Here is a 15,704-nt window from a genome sequence, read left to right as displayed (position 1 = left end):
CTTCATTCCACTCAAATCATTCCGGGGCGATCATGCCCGTCAGGCGCTGGCGGATGATCGTCTCGGCCTCGGCCACGATGCGGCTCACCAGCTCGGCGCAGGTCGGCACATCGTGGATCAGGCCCTGCACCATGCCCGCCCAGAACACGCCCTTGGAAAGGTCGCCCGTGGCCAGCAGTTCGCGCCCGGCCGCGCCCGCCACCAGTTCCTTCACGTCATCGAACGTCGCGCCGGGTTGCTCCAGCCTGCGCGCCACTTCCTCGGACACCGCGCTGCGGCCCACGCGTGCGGTGTTCTTCAGCTTGCGGAAGATCAGCAGGCTGCCGCGCTCGTCATTGTCGATATAGGCCTGCTTCACGTTGGGGTGGATCGGCGCTTCCTGCGTGGCGCAGAAGCGCGTGCCCATGTTGATGCCGTCCGCCCCCAGCGCCAGCGCCGCCGCCAGTCCGCGCCCGTCGCCGAAGCCGCCGCTGGCCAGCAGCGGGATCTTCACCTTGTCGGCGGCGGCCGGGATCAGGATCAGGCCGGGAATGTCATCCTCGCCGGGATGGCCCGCGCATTCGAACCCGTCGATCGAGATCACGTCGCAGCCCGCACGCTCGGCCGAAAGCGCGTGGCGCACGGCGGTGCACTTGTGCAGGATGGTCACGCCGTGGGGCTTGAGCATGTCCCAGATTTCGCGCACGGCCTGCGTTCCGGCGGTTTCCACCACCTTCACCCCGCCATCGATGATCGCCTGGGCATAGCCCTTGTAATCGGGCGGGTTGATCGTGGGAAGCACGGTCATGTTCACGCCGAAGGGCTTGTCGGTCATGGCACGGCAGCGCTCGATCTCGGCGCGCAGCGCATCGGGGCTGGGCTGGGTCAGCGCGGTCAGGATGCCAAGCCCCCCGGCATTGGATACCGCGCTGGCCAGTTCGGCAACGCCCACCCCCTGCATCCCGCCCTGCACGATGGGGTGTTCGATCCCCAGCATTTCGGTAATGCGCGTCCTGATGGCCATGGCCGGCTCTCCCCTTGTTCGATCGCTGCTGTTTAAGGGGATGATTAAACGCTTTTCGGGCGCGATCAACCGCCCATCCGCTTCACCGCTTGCGCCCCGTCCCTTCCGCCTCAGGCGCCCGCGGCCAAGGCCCTCTCCCGCACCAGCCGAAACGCAGGTTTCGGATCAGGCTTTCAATCGTTCGCCCCGGTCAGGTCGCGCGCGGCGATATAGCCGAAGGTCATGGCCGGGCCAATCGTCACGCCCGCGCCCGGATAGCTTTCGCCCATGGCCGATGCGGCGTTGTTGCCCACGGCATAAAGCCCGGCAATCGGCTGTCCGGCATCGTCCACCACCTGCGCCTTCGCATTGGTGCGCAGGCCCCCGTTGGTGCCGATATCGCCCGGATAGATCGGCAGGGCATAGAACGGCGCTTCGGTCAGCGGGCGCAGGCACGGGTTGGGCTGGTTGCGCGGGTCGCCATACATCCTGTCATAGGCGGCCTGCCCGCGGCCGAACTGGGGATCCTCGCCGCGCGCGGCATGTTCGTTGAACCGGGCGATCTGCTCTTCCAGCCGCGCCGGATCAACGCCCATCTGGCCTGCCAGTTCGGCAATCGTGCGGCCCTTCTTCAGGATCGTCTTGACCGGGCCTGCCTGCAACCAGTCGGGCACCAGCGGCAGCAGCGGCCCCATCGGGAACTGGTGACGATAGCGATAGTCGAACACCATCCAGCTTGGGCTGGCGTCGCGGTGCTCCCTTTCGCGCCGCGCCATCTGCTGGCCCACGATGTGATAGGATGCCGCCTCGTTCAGATAGCGCTCGCCCTTCTGGTTCACCATGATGCAGCCGGGCAGCGCGCGCTCGATCGTGCACAGCCGCCCGCGATCCTCGCCGGGCACATGAAATACCGGCGCGGCCCAGGCCGAATGCAGGTTCATCGTGCCCGCGCCCACGGCCTGCCCTGCGCGGATGGCATCGCCGGTGTTGCTCGTCACCCCGCCCGATGCCCACGCCTTGTTGTAAAGCGGCGCGTTCTCCTCGCGCATCTGCTGGTTCTTGTCGAACCCGCCCGCGGCCAGCACCACCCCCTTGCGCGCGCCGATGCGCAGGGGCTTGCCGTCCTTTTCCACCACGATGCCCGTCACGCGCCCGTTCTCGCGCACCAGTTCGCGCATCGGCGTCTTCAGCCACAGCGGCACGCCCGCCGCGTTCAGCGCGGCGCGCAGACCCCCCGTCAGTGCATTGCCCAGCGTCAGGCGCCGGTCCTTGCGCGAGGTGAAGCGCAGCGGCCAGTCCAGCCAGTATTTGGCCATGTTGCGCATCAGCCCGGCCAGCCAGCCCGGCCCGCGATAGAGCAGCTGGTAGGTTTCCGCGAAAGTCCAGTTGAGATAGCCGAACAGGCTGGCGGCGGGCGATGGCATCCGCTGCGTCTTCAGGTCATCGCCAAGGATCGTGCCATCAAGCATTTCGGGCAGGTGCGTGCGATAGCCGGTGATCGAACCGCCCGGATTTTCGGCATGGTAATCGGGATAGGGCTGCGCGGTATAGACCACCGGCGTATTCGCCGTGACCCAGCGCAGCATGGCGGCGGCATTGTCCACATAGGCGCGGATGTTTTCATCAGGCACGTTTTCGGCCGAAAGCGCACGGATATAGCTGAAGGCATCATCGAGGTTGTCCTCGAATCCCGCAGCCCGCGCCTGGTCGCTGCCCGGAATCCAGATGCCCCCGCCCGAAGTGGCCGAAGTGCCGCCCCACAGCGCATCCTTCTCCACGATCAGCACTTCGGCGCGGTTCCTTGCCGCCACCAGCGCGGCCAGCATCCCCCCCGCCCCCGATCCGACGACGACCACATCCACTTGCCTGTCCCAGTTCCCGGTCATCGCTGCCCTATCGCTTCGTTATCGCTGCTGCTGTTGCAGTTGTGTCTGATGTCAGGCGTCAAGGGCGCACGGCCCCTCTCCCCAGTTGACGCAAAGTTTGGCCAGACTTGCGCCCATGTCAACTCCATGCGTAGAATAGTCTTGCAGATTCTACGAATAAGTCCAAAATCTATCAGCCCTGCGGGAGAGGCAGCACCATGGAGAAGATCATTGCCGCCCTGTGGGCGCCGCCGCACGAGCCTCGCGAGGACTATGGCGCGCGCCTGCTGACCAGCCTGCCGCAAGCGCTCCATGCCGCCGGGGCAAGGGGTATCCGCCTCAATATCCGCGATTCCGTCGTAGCGCCGGGCGAAGCGCTGGTCCAGCAATGGCAGAACCCGCAGCAGGCCGCCGTGGCGCAGTTCTGGCTGCCTTCGGCCAATGCCCGGTTCCGCGCAGGCATCGATGCAGTGCTGGCGGCGCACAGCGCGTGGTTTGCCGCATGGCTGGTGTGCGAATCGACCATCATCGCCAACACCGCGCACCCGCCCCGCCCCAGCGGCCCTGCCTGCGCCACCCGCACCTGGGGCTGGAGCCAGGCCAGCTTCATCGCGTTCCGCCCCGATCTTTCGCGCGATGCCGTGATCGAGCACTGGCACGGCCACCACACCCGCGTGGCGATCGAGACGCAGGCCAATTTCGAATATGTCCAGAACCTGATCGTGCGCCCCCTCACCCCCGGCGCCCCGGCCTATGGCGCCTTCGTCGAGGAATGCTTCCCGCTGGCCGCGCTCGATCAGCCCGAAGCCTTCTTCGATGCGGTGGGCAATCCGGCAAAGTTCAAGGCCAATCTCGATGCCATGATGGAAAGCTGCCACGCCTTCCTCGATTTCACCCGCAACGACATCATCCCCACCTCGCAATACGATTACGCCTTCCTCGATGCCACGGCGTCAGAAGGCCCTCCGCAGGCAAAGGACCACGCATGACCAGTCATCCAGCAGCAACCGGGCCGAAGGTTGCCCTTGTCACGGGCGCCAGCCGCGGCGCAGGCGCAGGCATTGCGCGGGGCTTTGGCGAACTGGGCTATACCGTCTATGTCACGGGGCGCACCGTCACCCCCGGCGATGCAAAAGGCTGGGACGGCACCGTCCTGCCCGGCACGGTGGCCGAAACCGCGCAGAAAGTGACCGAACTGGGCGGCAAGGGCATTCCCGTGGTGTGCGACCATGCCGATGATGCCTCGGTTGCCCGCCTGTTCGAACAGATCGTGGCCGAACAGGGCCGGCTCGATGTGCTGGTCAACAATGCCGCCTACATGCACCACCAGTTGATCGAGAAGGCGCCGTTCTGGGAAAAGGAGCTGGATGCGCAGAAGATCCTCGATGTCGGCCTGCGCAGCGCCTATGTGGCAAGCTGGCACGCGGCAAGGATCATGGTGCCCCAGGGATCGGGCGTGATCGCCATGACCTCCTCGTTCGGCGCATCGTGCTACATGCACGGACCTGCCTATGGCGCGCAGAAGGCCGGGCTGGACAAGCTGGCCCACGACATGGAGCATGATTTCCGCGGCACAGGGGTTATCGCCGTCTCGCTCTGGCTTGGCCCGCAGCTTACCGAACGCGCGCAGATTGCCGCGCAGACCAACCCCGAACAGTATCAGGGCTTCATCGCCATGGCCGAAAACCCTGAGTTCTCCGCCCATGTGATCGATGCGATCGACAAGGCCCCCAACCGCGATGAACTTTCGGGACAGACGCTGATCGTGGCCGAAATCGCGCGTGAACTCGGCATCACCGACCGGGGCCATGATCGGCCATCGCACCGCGAAATGCTGGGCAGCCCGCGCCCGAAGAACCCGGCCGCGGTTTACTGATACAGCTTCATCGCCGCACCCGGCGGCCAGTTCACCCGGTGATCCACCGCGGATCACCGGGTGATACTTGTCTGCGCGCCAATCTTGCGCACCCCCGGCCCGTCCATACCCTTTGCCGCGTGGAGAGCCGCCGGACCAACCGGCGCACAACGGGAGAGACGTTATGGCAAGTGCGGCGCCGCGCGCTGAAGGATTCCCCCTGCTCGATGGCGGTCTGCCGCTTCTGGGCCACATCACGCAGTTCTTCCGCGATCCCGTCTCGGTCCTGAAGCGCGGCTACCGGCAGAAGGGGCGCATGTTCGCCATGAACTTCATGGGCCAGCGCATGAACGTGATGCTGGGGCCGGAACACAACCGCTTCTTCTTCGAAGAGACGGACAAGCTGCTCTCGATCCGCGAATCGATGCCCTTCTTCCTCAAGATGTTCTCGCCCGATTTCTATTCCTTCGCGGAAATGGAGGAATACCTGCGCCAGCGCGCCATCATCATGCCCCGCTTCAAGGCCGCATCGATGAAGCAGTATGTGCCGGTGATGGTGGAGGAATCGCTCAATCTCGTCGCGCGTCTGGGCGATGAGGGCGAGTTCGACCTGATCCCCACGCTCGGCCCCGTGGTGATGGACATTGCCGCCCACAGCTTCATGGGCCGCGAGTTCCACGAAAAGCTGGGGCACGAGTTCTTCGAGCTGTTCCGCGATTTTTCGGGCGGCATGGAGTTCGTCCTGCCGCTCTGGCTGCCAACGCCCAAGATGGTGAAATCGCAGGCCGCCAAGAAGAAGCTCCACGCCATCCTGCAATCGTGGATCGACAAGCGGCGCACGAACCCGCTCGATCCGCCCGACTTCTTTCAGACAATGATCGAGACGAAGTATCCCGATGGCCGCCCCGTGCCCGACGAGATCATCCGCCACCTCATCCTGCTGCTGGTCTGGGCCGGGCATGAAACCACTGCCGGGCAGGTAAGCTGGGCCTTGGCCGATCTGCTTCAGAACCCCGGCTATCAGGCCGTGGTGCGCGCCGAAGTGGCCAGCCTTCTGGGCGGCAGCGACGGGCGCGATCTGGGCTGGGAACAGGCCATCGCCATGGAAAAGATGGACCTTGCCCTGCGCGAGACCGAACGCCTCCACCCCGTGGCCTACATGCTCAGCCGCAAGGCCAGCGCCGACATCAGCCGCGATGGCTATACGATCCGCAAGGGCGAGTTCGTGCTGCTGGCCCCTTCCGTCAGCCACCGCATGGAGGAAACCTTCCGCAATCCCGATGTCTATGATCCCGAACGCTTCAATCCCGCCAACCCCGATGCCCAGACGACAAGCAACTCGCTCATCGGGTTCGGCGGCGGGGTGCACCGCTGCGCGGGCGTCAACTTCGCGCGCATGGAAATGAAGGTGCTCGTCGCCATCCTGCTCCAGAACTTCGACATGGAGCTGATCGACGAGGTGCGCCCCATCGCGGGCGCCTCCACCTACTGGCCCGCTCAGCCCTGCCGCGTGCGCTACAAGCGGCGCAGGCTCGATGGCGCGACGGCCAGCGCCGATGTTGCCGCGCTGGCCAAGGCCGCCGGCTGCCCGGCCCATGCGTAAGGGGCGCTGAATGGCCAAGGTCACGTTCGTCCAGCCCGATGGTTCGCAGCGCACCTGCGTCAACTTCGAAGGCATGACCCTGATGCAGCTTGCCGTGGGCAATCTCGTCGATGGCATAGATGCCCTGTGCGGCGGCATGATGCAGTGCGCCACCTGCCACTGCTATATCGACCCGGAATGGATCGGGCGCACCGGCACGGCGCCCGGCGATGAACGCGCCATGCTGGAGGCCATCGAAGGCGTGGAGATCCGCCCCAACAGCCGCCTGTCGTGTCAGGTCCAGCTTGGCGAGGAGCTTGACGGCCTTGTCGTCCACATCCCGCCCGATCAGCCCGGCGTATAGGCAGGCAAGGTCCCTCTTCTGCTACGCATCCGGTTGACATTGCATTTCATCAAAACCACCATGCGTAGAAATTAAAAGATAAAACGCCGAATCATCGGCATGGAGAGGAAACGCACGCAATGATGGCGAGCCTGAACCCCGCCCAGCTTGCGCAGGGGCTGGATTTCACCGGAAAGACCGTGCTCGTCACGGGCGGGGGCGTGGGCATCGGCCGCGCCATTGCCGAAGCCTTTGCCGGCGCGGGCGCGCAGGTCGTGATCGCCGAGATCGATCCCGCCCGCGCCGATGCGGCAGAGGCCGCCATGCCCTTGGCCCGCGTCATCCGCTGCGATGTGCGCCAGCGCGGGGTGGGCGCGATGCTGGCCGAAAGGATCGCCGCCGAAACCGGCAGGCTCGATGTGCTGGTCAACAATGTCGGCCACTTCGTCCACGCCCGCCCCTTCGCCATGCTCGAAGATGCCGAGGCCGAGGAGATCCTCGATGTGAACCTTGGCCAGGTGCTGCGCATGACCCGCGCGATGATCCCCCTGCTGCGCAAGGGCGCGCCCGGTTCCAGCATCATCAACCTGACTTCGATCGAGGCGCATCGCGGCATCCCCTGTTGTTCGGTCTATGCCGCCGCCAAGTGGGCCGTCACCGGCTTTACCAAGAGCCTCGCGCTCGAACTCGGCCCCGAAGGCATCCGGGTGAACACGATCGCGCCGGAGACGACCGACACCCCGCAAGTGGCGCTGGATTACATGATCCCGCCCGAAAACCGCGCCCACGAGGAACGCTGGATTCCGCTGGGCCGGTTCGGCCAGCCCGCCGATTGCGCGGGCGCGGCGCTCTATCTTGCCAGCCCGCTGGCAGCTTGGGTCACGGGCAGTTCGATCAACATCGATGGCGGCGCGCTGGCGGCCGCAGGCTGGTATCGCACGCCGCAGGGCGAATGGACCAATGTGCCGCTCATTTCGGGCAATGGCCTTGTTATTCCGGGAAGCGTGATACCGGAGACCGCCGCATGACCGAGCGCGATGCCCTGCGCCGCACGGCCGAACGCTATGCCCTTGGCGCGGACCGGCGCGACAAGGCGCTGTGGCGCGAAGTGCTGGCCGATGACGTGACGATCAGCGGCCCCGGCTTTGCCATCACCGGGCTTGAGGCAAACCTCGGCTCGATCGACCATCTCGCCCATGCCTTCACCGCCACGCGCCACGTGGTGCACGATATGGACGTGACCGTGAGCGGCGAGAGCGCCGAAGGCGAAACCCGCTCCACCGCCGAACACCGCCTGACCAGGCCCGATGGCGACCGGCTGCTGGTCTGGGCGATCCGCTATCAGGACGCATGGCGGCGCGAAGGTGGCATGTGGAAGTTCACCCGCCGCACCCTGATCGTCGATTGGGAAGAACTGCGCCCCGTGCACAGCGCCGGGGCGAATGCAGGATGAACGGCCCGCTTTCCGGGAAAACCGCCTTCGTCACCGGTGCTACCGGGGCCATTGCCGAAGCATCGGCACTTGCCCTTGCGCGTGATGGCGCGCGCCTTGCCCTCATGGCGCGCCGGGCCGACGGACTGGCCGAGGTCGCCGCGCGCATCCGCGATGCCGTGCCGGGGGCCGATGTCCACACCTTCACCGGCGATGCCTGCGACGAAGCGGCCGTGGCCGGGGCCGTGCGCGCGGCCCATGCGCTGGCCGGGCGGCTTGACATCGCCTTTGCCACCGTGGGCGGCGGCGGCTTCAGGCCGCTGATCGAACATGAGCCGCAGGATCTGCGCGATGCCTTTGAAATCAATGTCATATCCGCCTTCCACGTGATCCGCGCCGCCGCCCCGCTGATGCCGCCGGGCGGGTCGATCGTGTGCCTTTCCTCCGGCGCGGCGGTGCTCACCTTCCGCCACCTTGCCGCCTATCACGTGGCCAAGGCCGCGCTTGAAGGGCTGGTGCGCATGGCCGCCGATGAACTTGGCCCCTGTGGCATCCGGGTCAACGCGGTGCGCCCCGGCCTGACCCGTTCGGGCGCGACCGCCGGGATGTTCGAAGGCGGCACCGATCAGGCTTTCCTGCCCGAATACCCGCTGGGCCGGCTTGGCGAACCGGCCGACATTGCCGGCGCGGTGCGCTTTCTGGCGGGCGATGAAAGCGCGTGGATCACCGGGCAGTGCATCGCCGCCGATGGCGGCAACCTGCTGCGCCGCAGCCCCGATCTTGCACCGCTTCCCGTGGTGAACACCCCATCCTGAGGGAGAAGAACATGAAAGTCCTCGTTATCGGCGGCACTGGCGCGCTCGGCGGCCACGCCGCGCTTCATCTGGCGGCGCAAGGCCACGATGTGACCATTTCCGGGCGCGGCGCGGCCGCCCCTGCGGGAACCGCGCTCACCACGCTGGGCTACATGCAGGGCGATTACGTGGCGGGCGATTTCACCGCCGATCGGCTTGGCGGTTTTGACTGGATGGTCTTTGCCGCCGGCAACGATCCGCGCCACGTTCCGCAAGGTGCGGATTTCGCCGCATGGCTGCACAAGGCCAATCACCTGGCCCTGCCCGCCGTGTTCGCCGCCGCGCGCGAGGCAGGCATGTCCCGCGCGGTGCAGCTTGGCAGCTTCTATCCGCAGGCCGCGCCCGAACTGATCGCGGGCAATGTCTATATCCAGTCGCGCCTTGCCGCCTGCGAAGGCGCGCGCGCCGAGGGCCGTCCCGGCTTCGACGTGATCAGCGTCAACGCGCCCTTCATGGTCGGCACCGTGGCGGGCCTGCCCAGCGCCATCTTCGAACCCTATGTGCAGTGGGCCAAGGGCAATATCCCTGTCCCCTTCTTCGCGCCCACCGGCGGCACCAACTTCATGTCGTTCCGTTCGCTGTCCGAAGCGATCGAAGGCGCGCTCCTGCGCGGAGAGCCGGGCAAGGCCTATCTCGTGGGCGACGAGAACCTCTCGTTCCGCGACTACTTCCAGCTCTTTTTCGATGCGGTCGGCAATCCCGTGACGCTCGAAGCGCGCGACGAGGAACTGCCGCTCCTGCCCGATGTCGCCATCCCGCAGGGGCGCGGCAACACGATCCGTTACGAACCCGACGCTGGCGAAACCGCGCTGCTGGGCTATCGTCGGGGCGATGTGGCGGCGGCCGTTGCCGAAATCGTCGCGCAATTCGGTTGAAACCCGGTCGGATAAGGACAGAACCCGATGACACTCAACCCCCAGGTCGAGGCCCTGCTGGGCTTCTTCGCGCAGATGCCCCCGGTGGATTATGCCACGGTCACGCCTGCGGCCCTGCGCGAGATGAACCGCCCGATCCAGATGGGGCCGCCGCCCGCCGTTGCCGAAGTGCGCAATCTCTCGCTCGATCTGCCGGGCCGCACCATCGGCGCGCGGCTCTACAAGCCCGAAGGCGCCGGGGCCAATCCGCCGCTGGTGCTGTTCTATCACGGCGGCGGTTGGGTGATCGGCGATCTCGACACGCACGATGCCACCGCGCGCGCGTTGGCCGTGGCCAGCGGGGCGGCGGTGCTTTCGGTCGATTATCGCCTTGCGCCCGAAACCCCCTTCCCCGGCCCGCTCGACGATTGCCACGATGCGCTGCTCTGGGCGGTGGAGAATGCCGCCGATCTCGGCATCGATCCGGCGCGCCTTGCCGTGGCCGGTGACAGCGCGGGCGGCAATCTGGCCGCTGCGGTGGCGCTGCGCCTGCGCGATGAAGGCGGCCCGGCGCTTGCCCACCAGTTGCTGATCTATCCCGTCACCGATGCCGATTTCACCCGCCCGTCCTATGCCGAGAACGGCGGCGGCAACTATTTCCTGTCAACGCAGATGATGCAGTGGTTCTGGAACCACTATGTGGGCGATTGCGGCAATCCCCACCCCCTGGCCGCGGTGCTGCGCGCGCACGATCTTTCAGGCCTGCCGCCCGCCACGGTGATCGTGGCCGAATACGATCCGCTGCGCGACGAGGGCCTTGCCTATGCCGATGCGCTGGCCGCGGCAGGCACCCCGGTGGACTGCATGACCGCCCCCGGCATGATCCACGGTTTCTTCTCGATGTTCGAGGCCGTGCCCGATGCGCTCGTGTGGATCGAGCGCGCGGGCGCGCGGCTGAAGGCGGCGCTGGCCGCCTAGGCCGCCTCTGCCGCCTGCCCGATTTCCGGGGCTTCGGGCGCAAGGGCCGCCCTGCCCCGGATCACGTCGGCGATCTTTTCGGCAATCATGATCGTGGGCGCATTGGTATTGCCACCGATCAGCGTGGGCATGACCGACGCATCGACCACGCGCAGGCCCTCAAGCCCGATCACGCGGCAGTCCTTGTCCACCACGGCCATGGGATCATCGCGCAGGCCCATCTTCGCGGTGCCCACGGGGTGATAGATCGTCTCGCCCTTCGCGCGCACCCAGGCGTCGATCTCGGCATCGGTATCGACATGCGCGCCCGGCCAGATTTCCTCGCCGCGATAGGGATCAAGCGCAGGCTGCGCGGCCACCTGGCGGGCCATGCGAATGCCCTCGCGCACCGCGCGCCGGTCTTCCTCGGCGGCCATGAAATTGGCAAGGATCGATGGATCGTCATAAGGATCGTTGCTGGCCAGCCCCACCCTGCCCCGGCTTTCCGGCCGAAGCTGGCAGACGTGGATGGTAAAGCCGTCGCGGTCCGCCTTGACCTTGGCATGTTCCTGCATGATCGCGATGACGAAGTGCATCTGCAAGTCGGGCCGGTCCAGATCGGGGCGCGATTTGAGGAAGGCGCCCGCCTCAAGCCCGTTCTGCCGCCCGGTGCCCTTGCCCGTGAGCAGATATTGCAGCCCCACCTTCAGTTGCCGCAACCCCTTGATTTCGTTGTAGAGTGAAATCGGCTGCGTGCAGGCCCAATTGAGCGTGACATCGAGGTGATCCTGAAGGTTCTCGCCCACGCCCTTCAGCGCGTGGACCGGGGTGATGCCCTTCGCCTTGAGCTTTTCCGGATCGCCGATGCCGGAAAGCATCAGGATCTGCGGGCTCTGGAACGCGCCCGCGCACAGCAGCACCTCGCGCACCGCACGCGCGGTGCGCACCTGCCTGCCCTTGCCGTCCAGCGAATATTCCACGCCCACCGCGCGGCCCTCGTCCACCACCACGCGGTGCACCCGCGCGCCGGTCACGATCTCCAGATTGCGGCGCGTGCCCGCAATCGGCGTCAGGTATCCGCGCGCTGCGCTCCAGCGCTGGCCATCGTTGATGGTCAGCTGATAGCGCCCGAAACCTTCCTGCTCGGCCCCGTTGAAATCCTCGGTCAGCCGGTGCCCGGCCTGCCGCCCGGCCTCGATCAGCCCGCGGTAAAGCGGATGATCCCCGTTTTCGCCCCAGTTCACCTTCAGCGGCCCGCCCTTGCCGTGGAAGGCGTCGGGCCGCGCATCGGGATCATTGGCGCAATAATCCTCGGCCTTGCGGAAATAGGGCAGGACATCGGCATAGGACCACCCCTCAAGCCCCATCTGCCGCCACTGGTCATAATCGCGGGCGTGGCCCCGGATATAGACCATGCCGTTGATCGCCGATGATCCGCCCAGCCCACGTCCCCGCGGATGCCACATGCGGCGGCCGTCCATGTGCGGCTCAGGCTCGCTCCAGAAACCCCAGTTGTGGCGGCTCTTCTGCTTGATGAGCGTGCCCACGCCCGCGGGCATGCGCACCAGCACCGACGTGTTCTTGCCGCCCGCCTCCAGCAGCAGCACCCGCACCATGGGGTCTTCGGAAAGGCGCGCGGCCAGCACCGCGCCTGCACTTCCCGCCCCGATCACGATGAAATCGAACGCATCCTGCGCCATCAGCATCACCTGTCCCGAATCCGTCACGTCTTATTGACAAAGGGGTAATTAAGCGCACGATTAATGGCAAGCGTGAAGGCGACGGGATCGGAAAGGGATGTCGTCTTCAGGCTGCAATCATCGCACGACATGGACAGCACAGCCCCCCACCCCACGCCCGGAAGGCCCGACTACCGATGACCCTGAAGATCAACCGCCGCAGCCTGCTCGCCGCCATGGGTGCGGGAACCGGGATGGGCCTTGCCCCGGCGGCGGCGGCCGCGCCCTCGCTCAGGACCGCGCGGTTCCTGCATGGCGTCGCCAGCGGCGATCCTGCCGCCGACGGCGCGGTGATCTGGACCCGCGCCACCGTGGCCGATGGTGTGACCGGCGATGTGCCGCTGGTCTGGCACGTGGCCGCATCCGCCGATGGCAAGCCGGTGAAATCGGGCAAGGTCATCGCCGCAGCCGCGGCCGACAATACCGCCAAGGCCGAGGTTTCCGGACTGAAGCCAGCCAGCGATTACTGGTTCTGGTTCGTCTGCCAAGATGGCACCGCATCGCCCAGGGGCCGCTTCCGCACGCTGCCGGTGGGGCGCACCGATGATCTCGTGCTGGCGGTGGTCTCGTGCCAGCTCTGGTCGGGCGGATTCTTCAATGCCTTTGCCGATATGGCCGCGCTCGACCGGCTTGATGCGGTGATCCACCTTGGCGACTACATCTACGAATATGGCGCCGATGGCTATGGCGCGGAGATCGGACAGAAGATCGGGCGCATTCCCGATCCCGTGCACGAGACCGTGACGCTGGACGACTATCGCCGCCGCCATGCACAGGCAAAGACCGACCCCGCGCTTCAGGCCGCCCACGCCCGCGCTGCGTTCATCTGCGTATGGGACGATCACGAGACCGCCAACGATTCCTGGCTGGGCGGGGCAGAAAACCACACGCCCGCCAGCGAAGGCACATGGGCCGCACGCAAGGCCGCCGCGCTTAAGGCATGGTTCGAATGGATGCCGATCCGCTCCCCCCGCGCCGGAAGCGATCCCGCTGCCATCTATCGCAGCTTCGAGTTCGGCGATCTGGCAACGCTGGCCATGGTCGAAACGCGCCTGCTCGCCCGGTCCCGGCAGATCGCCGCCAAGGGCGCCACGCCCGATGCCGCAGAAGTGGCCGCCATGCTTGCCGCACGGCAGGATCCCTCGCGCGAGATGCTCGGCGCGGGCCAGTTGCAATGGCTGAAGAACACCTTCGACGCCTCGGTCAGGGCGGGCAAGCCATGGCAGTTGCTGGGCAATCAGGTCATCCTCGCGCGCGTTCCGGGGCCGGATCTGCGCGCGGGCCTTGGCGAGGAAGCGTTCGCCGCACTTCTGGCCAAGCTGCCCGAAAACTACCGCGCCCTCGTCGCGCAGTCGCAGGCCGCGTTCAAGGCGGGCCTGCCCTTCAACTTGGATGCGTGGGATGGCTATCCCCCTGCCCGCGAACGGCTTTATGCCATGCTGCGCGAAGTGGGCGCCAACCCGCTCGCCTTTGCGGGCGACAGCCATGCCGCGTGGGCGAACGATCTTCACGATGATGCCGGGAACCGGATCGGCGCCGAGTTCGGCACAACCGCGATCACCAGCCCGTCCTATGGCTCGATCCTTCCGGGGCTTGGCCGGATCATTGCGGCGCAAAGCCCGGAAGTGGCGTTCTGCGATCAGGACATGAAGGGCTATACCCTCGTCACGATCACGCCCGATGCGGCCGTGGCCGATTTCGTCACCGTTTCCACCGTGCTCTCCCCCCGGTTCACGCGCGGCATTGCGGCACGCTGCGAAGCGCGCCGGGGCGAGAGCTTGCGGATCCTGTCCTGATCCGACAGGCGGCGATCTGACGTGCGACCGGGACGATTCGCACCGTTGCCCCTGCCCGCCGGCGGTCTGCCATTCTGGAGGCCGGGAGGCGGGGAGACCGGGCGGCCACAATATCTGGGGCATTTCATCGCGCGCGGCACAATATCCGCGCCAAGAAACAAGTTCTGGCCGTCAATTGCGTGATTGAAGGAAATCCGCTATCTCTTTGGCGGAATAGCTTCAAACAGGCGGGCCATGACAAATCCCAATGCAATCGTCAGCCAGATCGGTGATCTTGCCTCAGCGGGCGAGAAGATGATCGAGCGGCTGCGGCGCAAGGCCTTTCTGCCCGAAAGCCGCAAGGGGCTCAATGTCCGCTTCGGAATTGCCGAGGCCGCGCAGCTTCTGGGCTGCTCCACCAACCGCATCCGCATGGCCGAGGATGATGGCCGCCTGCCCCCTCCCCCCGCCGGGGAGAACGGGCGGCGCATCGGTTATTCGATGGAAGACATGCTGCGGATGCGCGAGGTTCTGGGCGCATCGCCCGCGCGCGGCCCGGATGACGTGCCCGCCATCATCGCGGTGCAGAACTTCAAGGGGGGCGTGGGCAAGTCCACCGTCACCACGCACCTTGCCCACTATTTCGCGGTGCAGGGATACCGCGTGCTGGTGGTGGACTGCGACAGCCAGGCCACCACCACCACGCTGTTCGGGTTCAACCCGCATTTCAACATCACCCGCGACGAAACGCTCTATCCCTATCTCTCGATCGACCCGACGCAGACCGACCTGCTCTATGCGGTCAAGCGCACGCCCTGGCCGAATGTCGATCTGATCCCCTCGAATCTTGAACTGTTCGATGTGGAATATGAACTGGCCGCTGCCGGGGCCGATGGGCAGTCGGTGCTGGCGGCGCGATTCCGCAAGCTCAAGGCCGGGCTAATGGACATGGCGCGTGACTATGACGTGGTCATCCTCGATCCGCCGCCCGCGCTTGGCACGATCAGCCTTGCGGTGATGCAGGCGGCCAATGCCTTGCTGGTGCCGCTGGCGGCCACCACGCCCGATTTCTGTTCCACCGTGCAATTCCTTTCGATGATGGATCAGGTGATCGCGCAGCTGATCGAAGCGGGCATCGCGGTGGATTACAGCTTCGTCCGGCTGATCTGTTCCAAGTTCGATGGCGGCGATCCCAGCCATGAAATGGTGCGCACCATCATGGAGCAGACCTTCGGCCCCGCGCTGCTGCCCGTGCCGATCCTTGAAAGCGCGGAGATCAGCCACGCGGCGCTGCGCATGATGACGATCTACGAACTGGAACGCCCCATCGGCACCCCGCGCACGCACAAGCGCTGCCGCGCCAATCTGGACGAGGCGATGGGCCAGATCGAACAGCTCGTGCGGGCCGGCTGGGGCCGGGTGGCGCCTGCGCGCGAGGAGGACGTGATCCATGTCTGACGCCGCCG

General features: G+C 66.2%; 14 protein-coding genes. 11 read left to right on the top strand and 3 right to left on the bottom strand.

Annotated elements, in window-relative coordinates; genetic code table 11:
- Positions 1-16: 16 nt before the first annotated feature.
- Entirely contained in the window at positions 17-1,003 is a 987-nt protein-coding gene (locus tag DKM43_RS00330; protein ID WP_109796499.1) for an NAD(P)H-dependent flavin oxidoreductase, read from the bottom strand.
- 173 nt (positions 1,004-1,176) lie between these two features.
- Positions 1,177-2,868 (bottom strand): FAD-dependent oxidoreductase, encoded by a 1,692-nt coding sequence (locus DKM43_RS00325; protein ID WP_109796498.1) that lies wholly within the window; start codon positions 2,866-2,868, stop codon positions 1,177-1,179.
- A 197-nt stretch (positions 2,869-3,065) separates the two neighbouring features.
- Between DKM43_RS00325 and DKM43_RS00320 the strand changes: the two genes are divergently transcribed.
- The 9 genes from DKM43_RS00320 to estDL136 all read left to right on the top strand — a co-directional run bounded on the left by DKM43_RS00320 (position 3,066) and on the right by estDL136 (position 10,745).
- On the top strand, positions 3,066-3,836 hold the full coding sequence (locus tag DKM43_RS00320) for an EthD domain-containing protein (RefSeq protein WP_109796497.1): 771 nt from the start codon (positions 3,066-3,068) through the stop codon (positions 3,834-3,836).
- Positions 3,833-4,723, top strand: coding sequence for an SDR family NAD(P)-dependent oxidoreductase (locus DKM43_RS00315; RefSeq protein WP_109796496.1), 891 nt, complete (start codon positions 3,833-3,835; stop codon positions 4,721-4,723). Before DKM43_RS00320 ends, DKM43_RS00315 begins: the two co-directional genes overlap by 4 nt.
- A gap of 163 nt (positions 4,724-4,886) precedes the next feature.
- A complete protein-coding gene (locus DKM43_RS00310; RefSeq protein WP_109796495.1) occupies positions 4,887-6,305 on the top strand; it encodes a cytochrome P450 in 1,419 nt (472 codons plus the stop codon).
- Positions 6,306-6,315: 10 nt separating this feature from the next.
- Complete coding sequence (locus tag DKM43_RS00305; RefSeq protein WP_109796494.1) at positions 6,316-6,648, top strand: 2Fe-2S iron-sulfur cluster-binding protein; 333 nt, start codon at positions 6,316-6,318, stop codon at positions 6,646-6,648.
- Positions 6,649-6,767: 119 nt separating this feature from the next.
- Positions 6,768-7,655 (top strand): SDR family NAD(P)-dependent oxidoreductase, encoded by an 888-nt coding sequence (locus DKM43_RS00300; protein WP_109796493.1) that lies wholly within the window; start codon positions 6,768-6,770, stop codon positions 7,653-7,655.
- Entirely contained in the window at positions 7,652-8,080 is a 429-nt protein-coding gene (locus DKM43_RS00295) for a nuclear transport factor 2 family protein (protein WP_109796492.1), read from the top strand. The genes DKM43_RS00300 and DKM43_RS00295 overlap by 4 nt, the downstream gene beginning before the upstream one ends.
- Positions 8,077-8,874, top strand: coding sequence for an SDR family NAD(P)-dependent oxidoreductase (locus DKM43_RS00290; RefSeq protein ID WP_109796491.1), 798 nt, complete (start codon positions 8,077-8,079; stop codon positions 8,872-8,874). The genes DKM43_RS00295 and DKM43_RS00290 overlap by 4 nt, the downstream gene beginning before the upstream one ends.
- 11 nt (positions 8,875-8,885) lie before the next feature.
- Positions 8,886-9,788, top strand: coding sequence for an NAD-dependent epimerase/dehydratase family protein (locus DKM43_RS00285; protein WP_109796490.1), 903 nt, complete (start codon positions 8,886-8,888; stop codon positions 9,786-9,788).
- Between the two features lie 27 nt (positions 9,789-9,815).
- Positions 9,816-10,745, top strand: coding sequence for a chloramphenicol hydrolase (gene estDL136, locus DKM43_RS00280; RefSeq protein WP_109796489.1), 930 nt, complete (start codon positions 9,816-9,818; stop codon positions 10,743-10,745).
- Here estDL136 and DKM43_RS00275 read toward each other — a convergent pair.
- Complete coding sequence (locus DKM43_RS00275; RefSeq protein ID WP_109796514.1) at positions 10,742-12,424, bottom strand: choline dehydrogenase; 1,683 nt, start codon at positions 12,422-12,424, stop codon at positions 10,742-10,744. The genes estDL136 and DKM43_RS00275 overlap by 4 nt on opposite strands.
- Before the next feature lie 176 nt (positions 12,425-12,600).
- Here DKM43_RS00275 and DKM43_RS00270 point away from each other — a divergent pair, with 176 nt between their 5' ends.
- Both DKM43_RS00270 and DKM43_RS00265 read left to right on the top strand, forming a co-directional pair.
- Entirely contained in the window at positions 12,601-14,259 is a 1,659-nt protein-coding gene (locus tag DKM43_RS00270) for an alkaline phosphatase D family protein (RefSeq protein ID WP_236632308.1), read from the top strand.
- Between the two features lie 234 nt (positions 14,260-14,493).
- Positions 14,494-15,696, top strand: a complete 1,203-nt coding sequence (locus DKM43_RS00265; protein ID WP_109796512.1) for an AAA family ATPase — start codon at positions 14,494-14,496, stop codon at positions 15,694-15,696.
- Positions 15,697-15,704: the final 8 nt, after the last annotated feature.

This window comes from Novosphingobium meiothermophilum, assembly GCF_003171715.1.
GTDB classification, from domain to species: domain Bacteria; phylum Pseudomonadota; class Alphaproteobacteria; order Sphingomonadales; family Sphingomonadaceae; genus Novosphingobium; species Novosphingobium meiothermophilum.
Note: the sequence above shows the minus strand (reverse complement) of the source record. Positions and strands in the feature narration are given on the sequence as shown.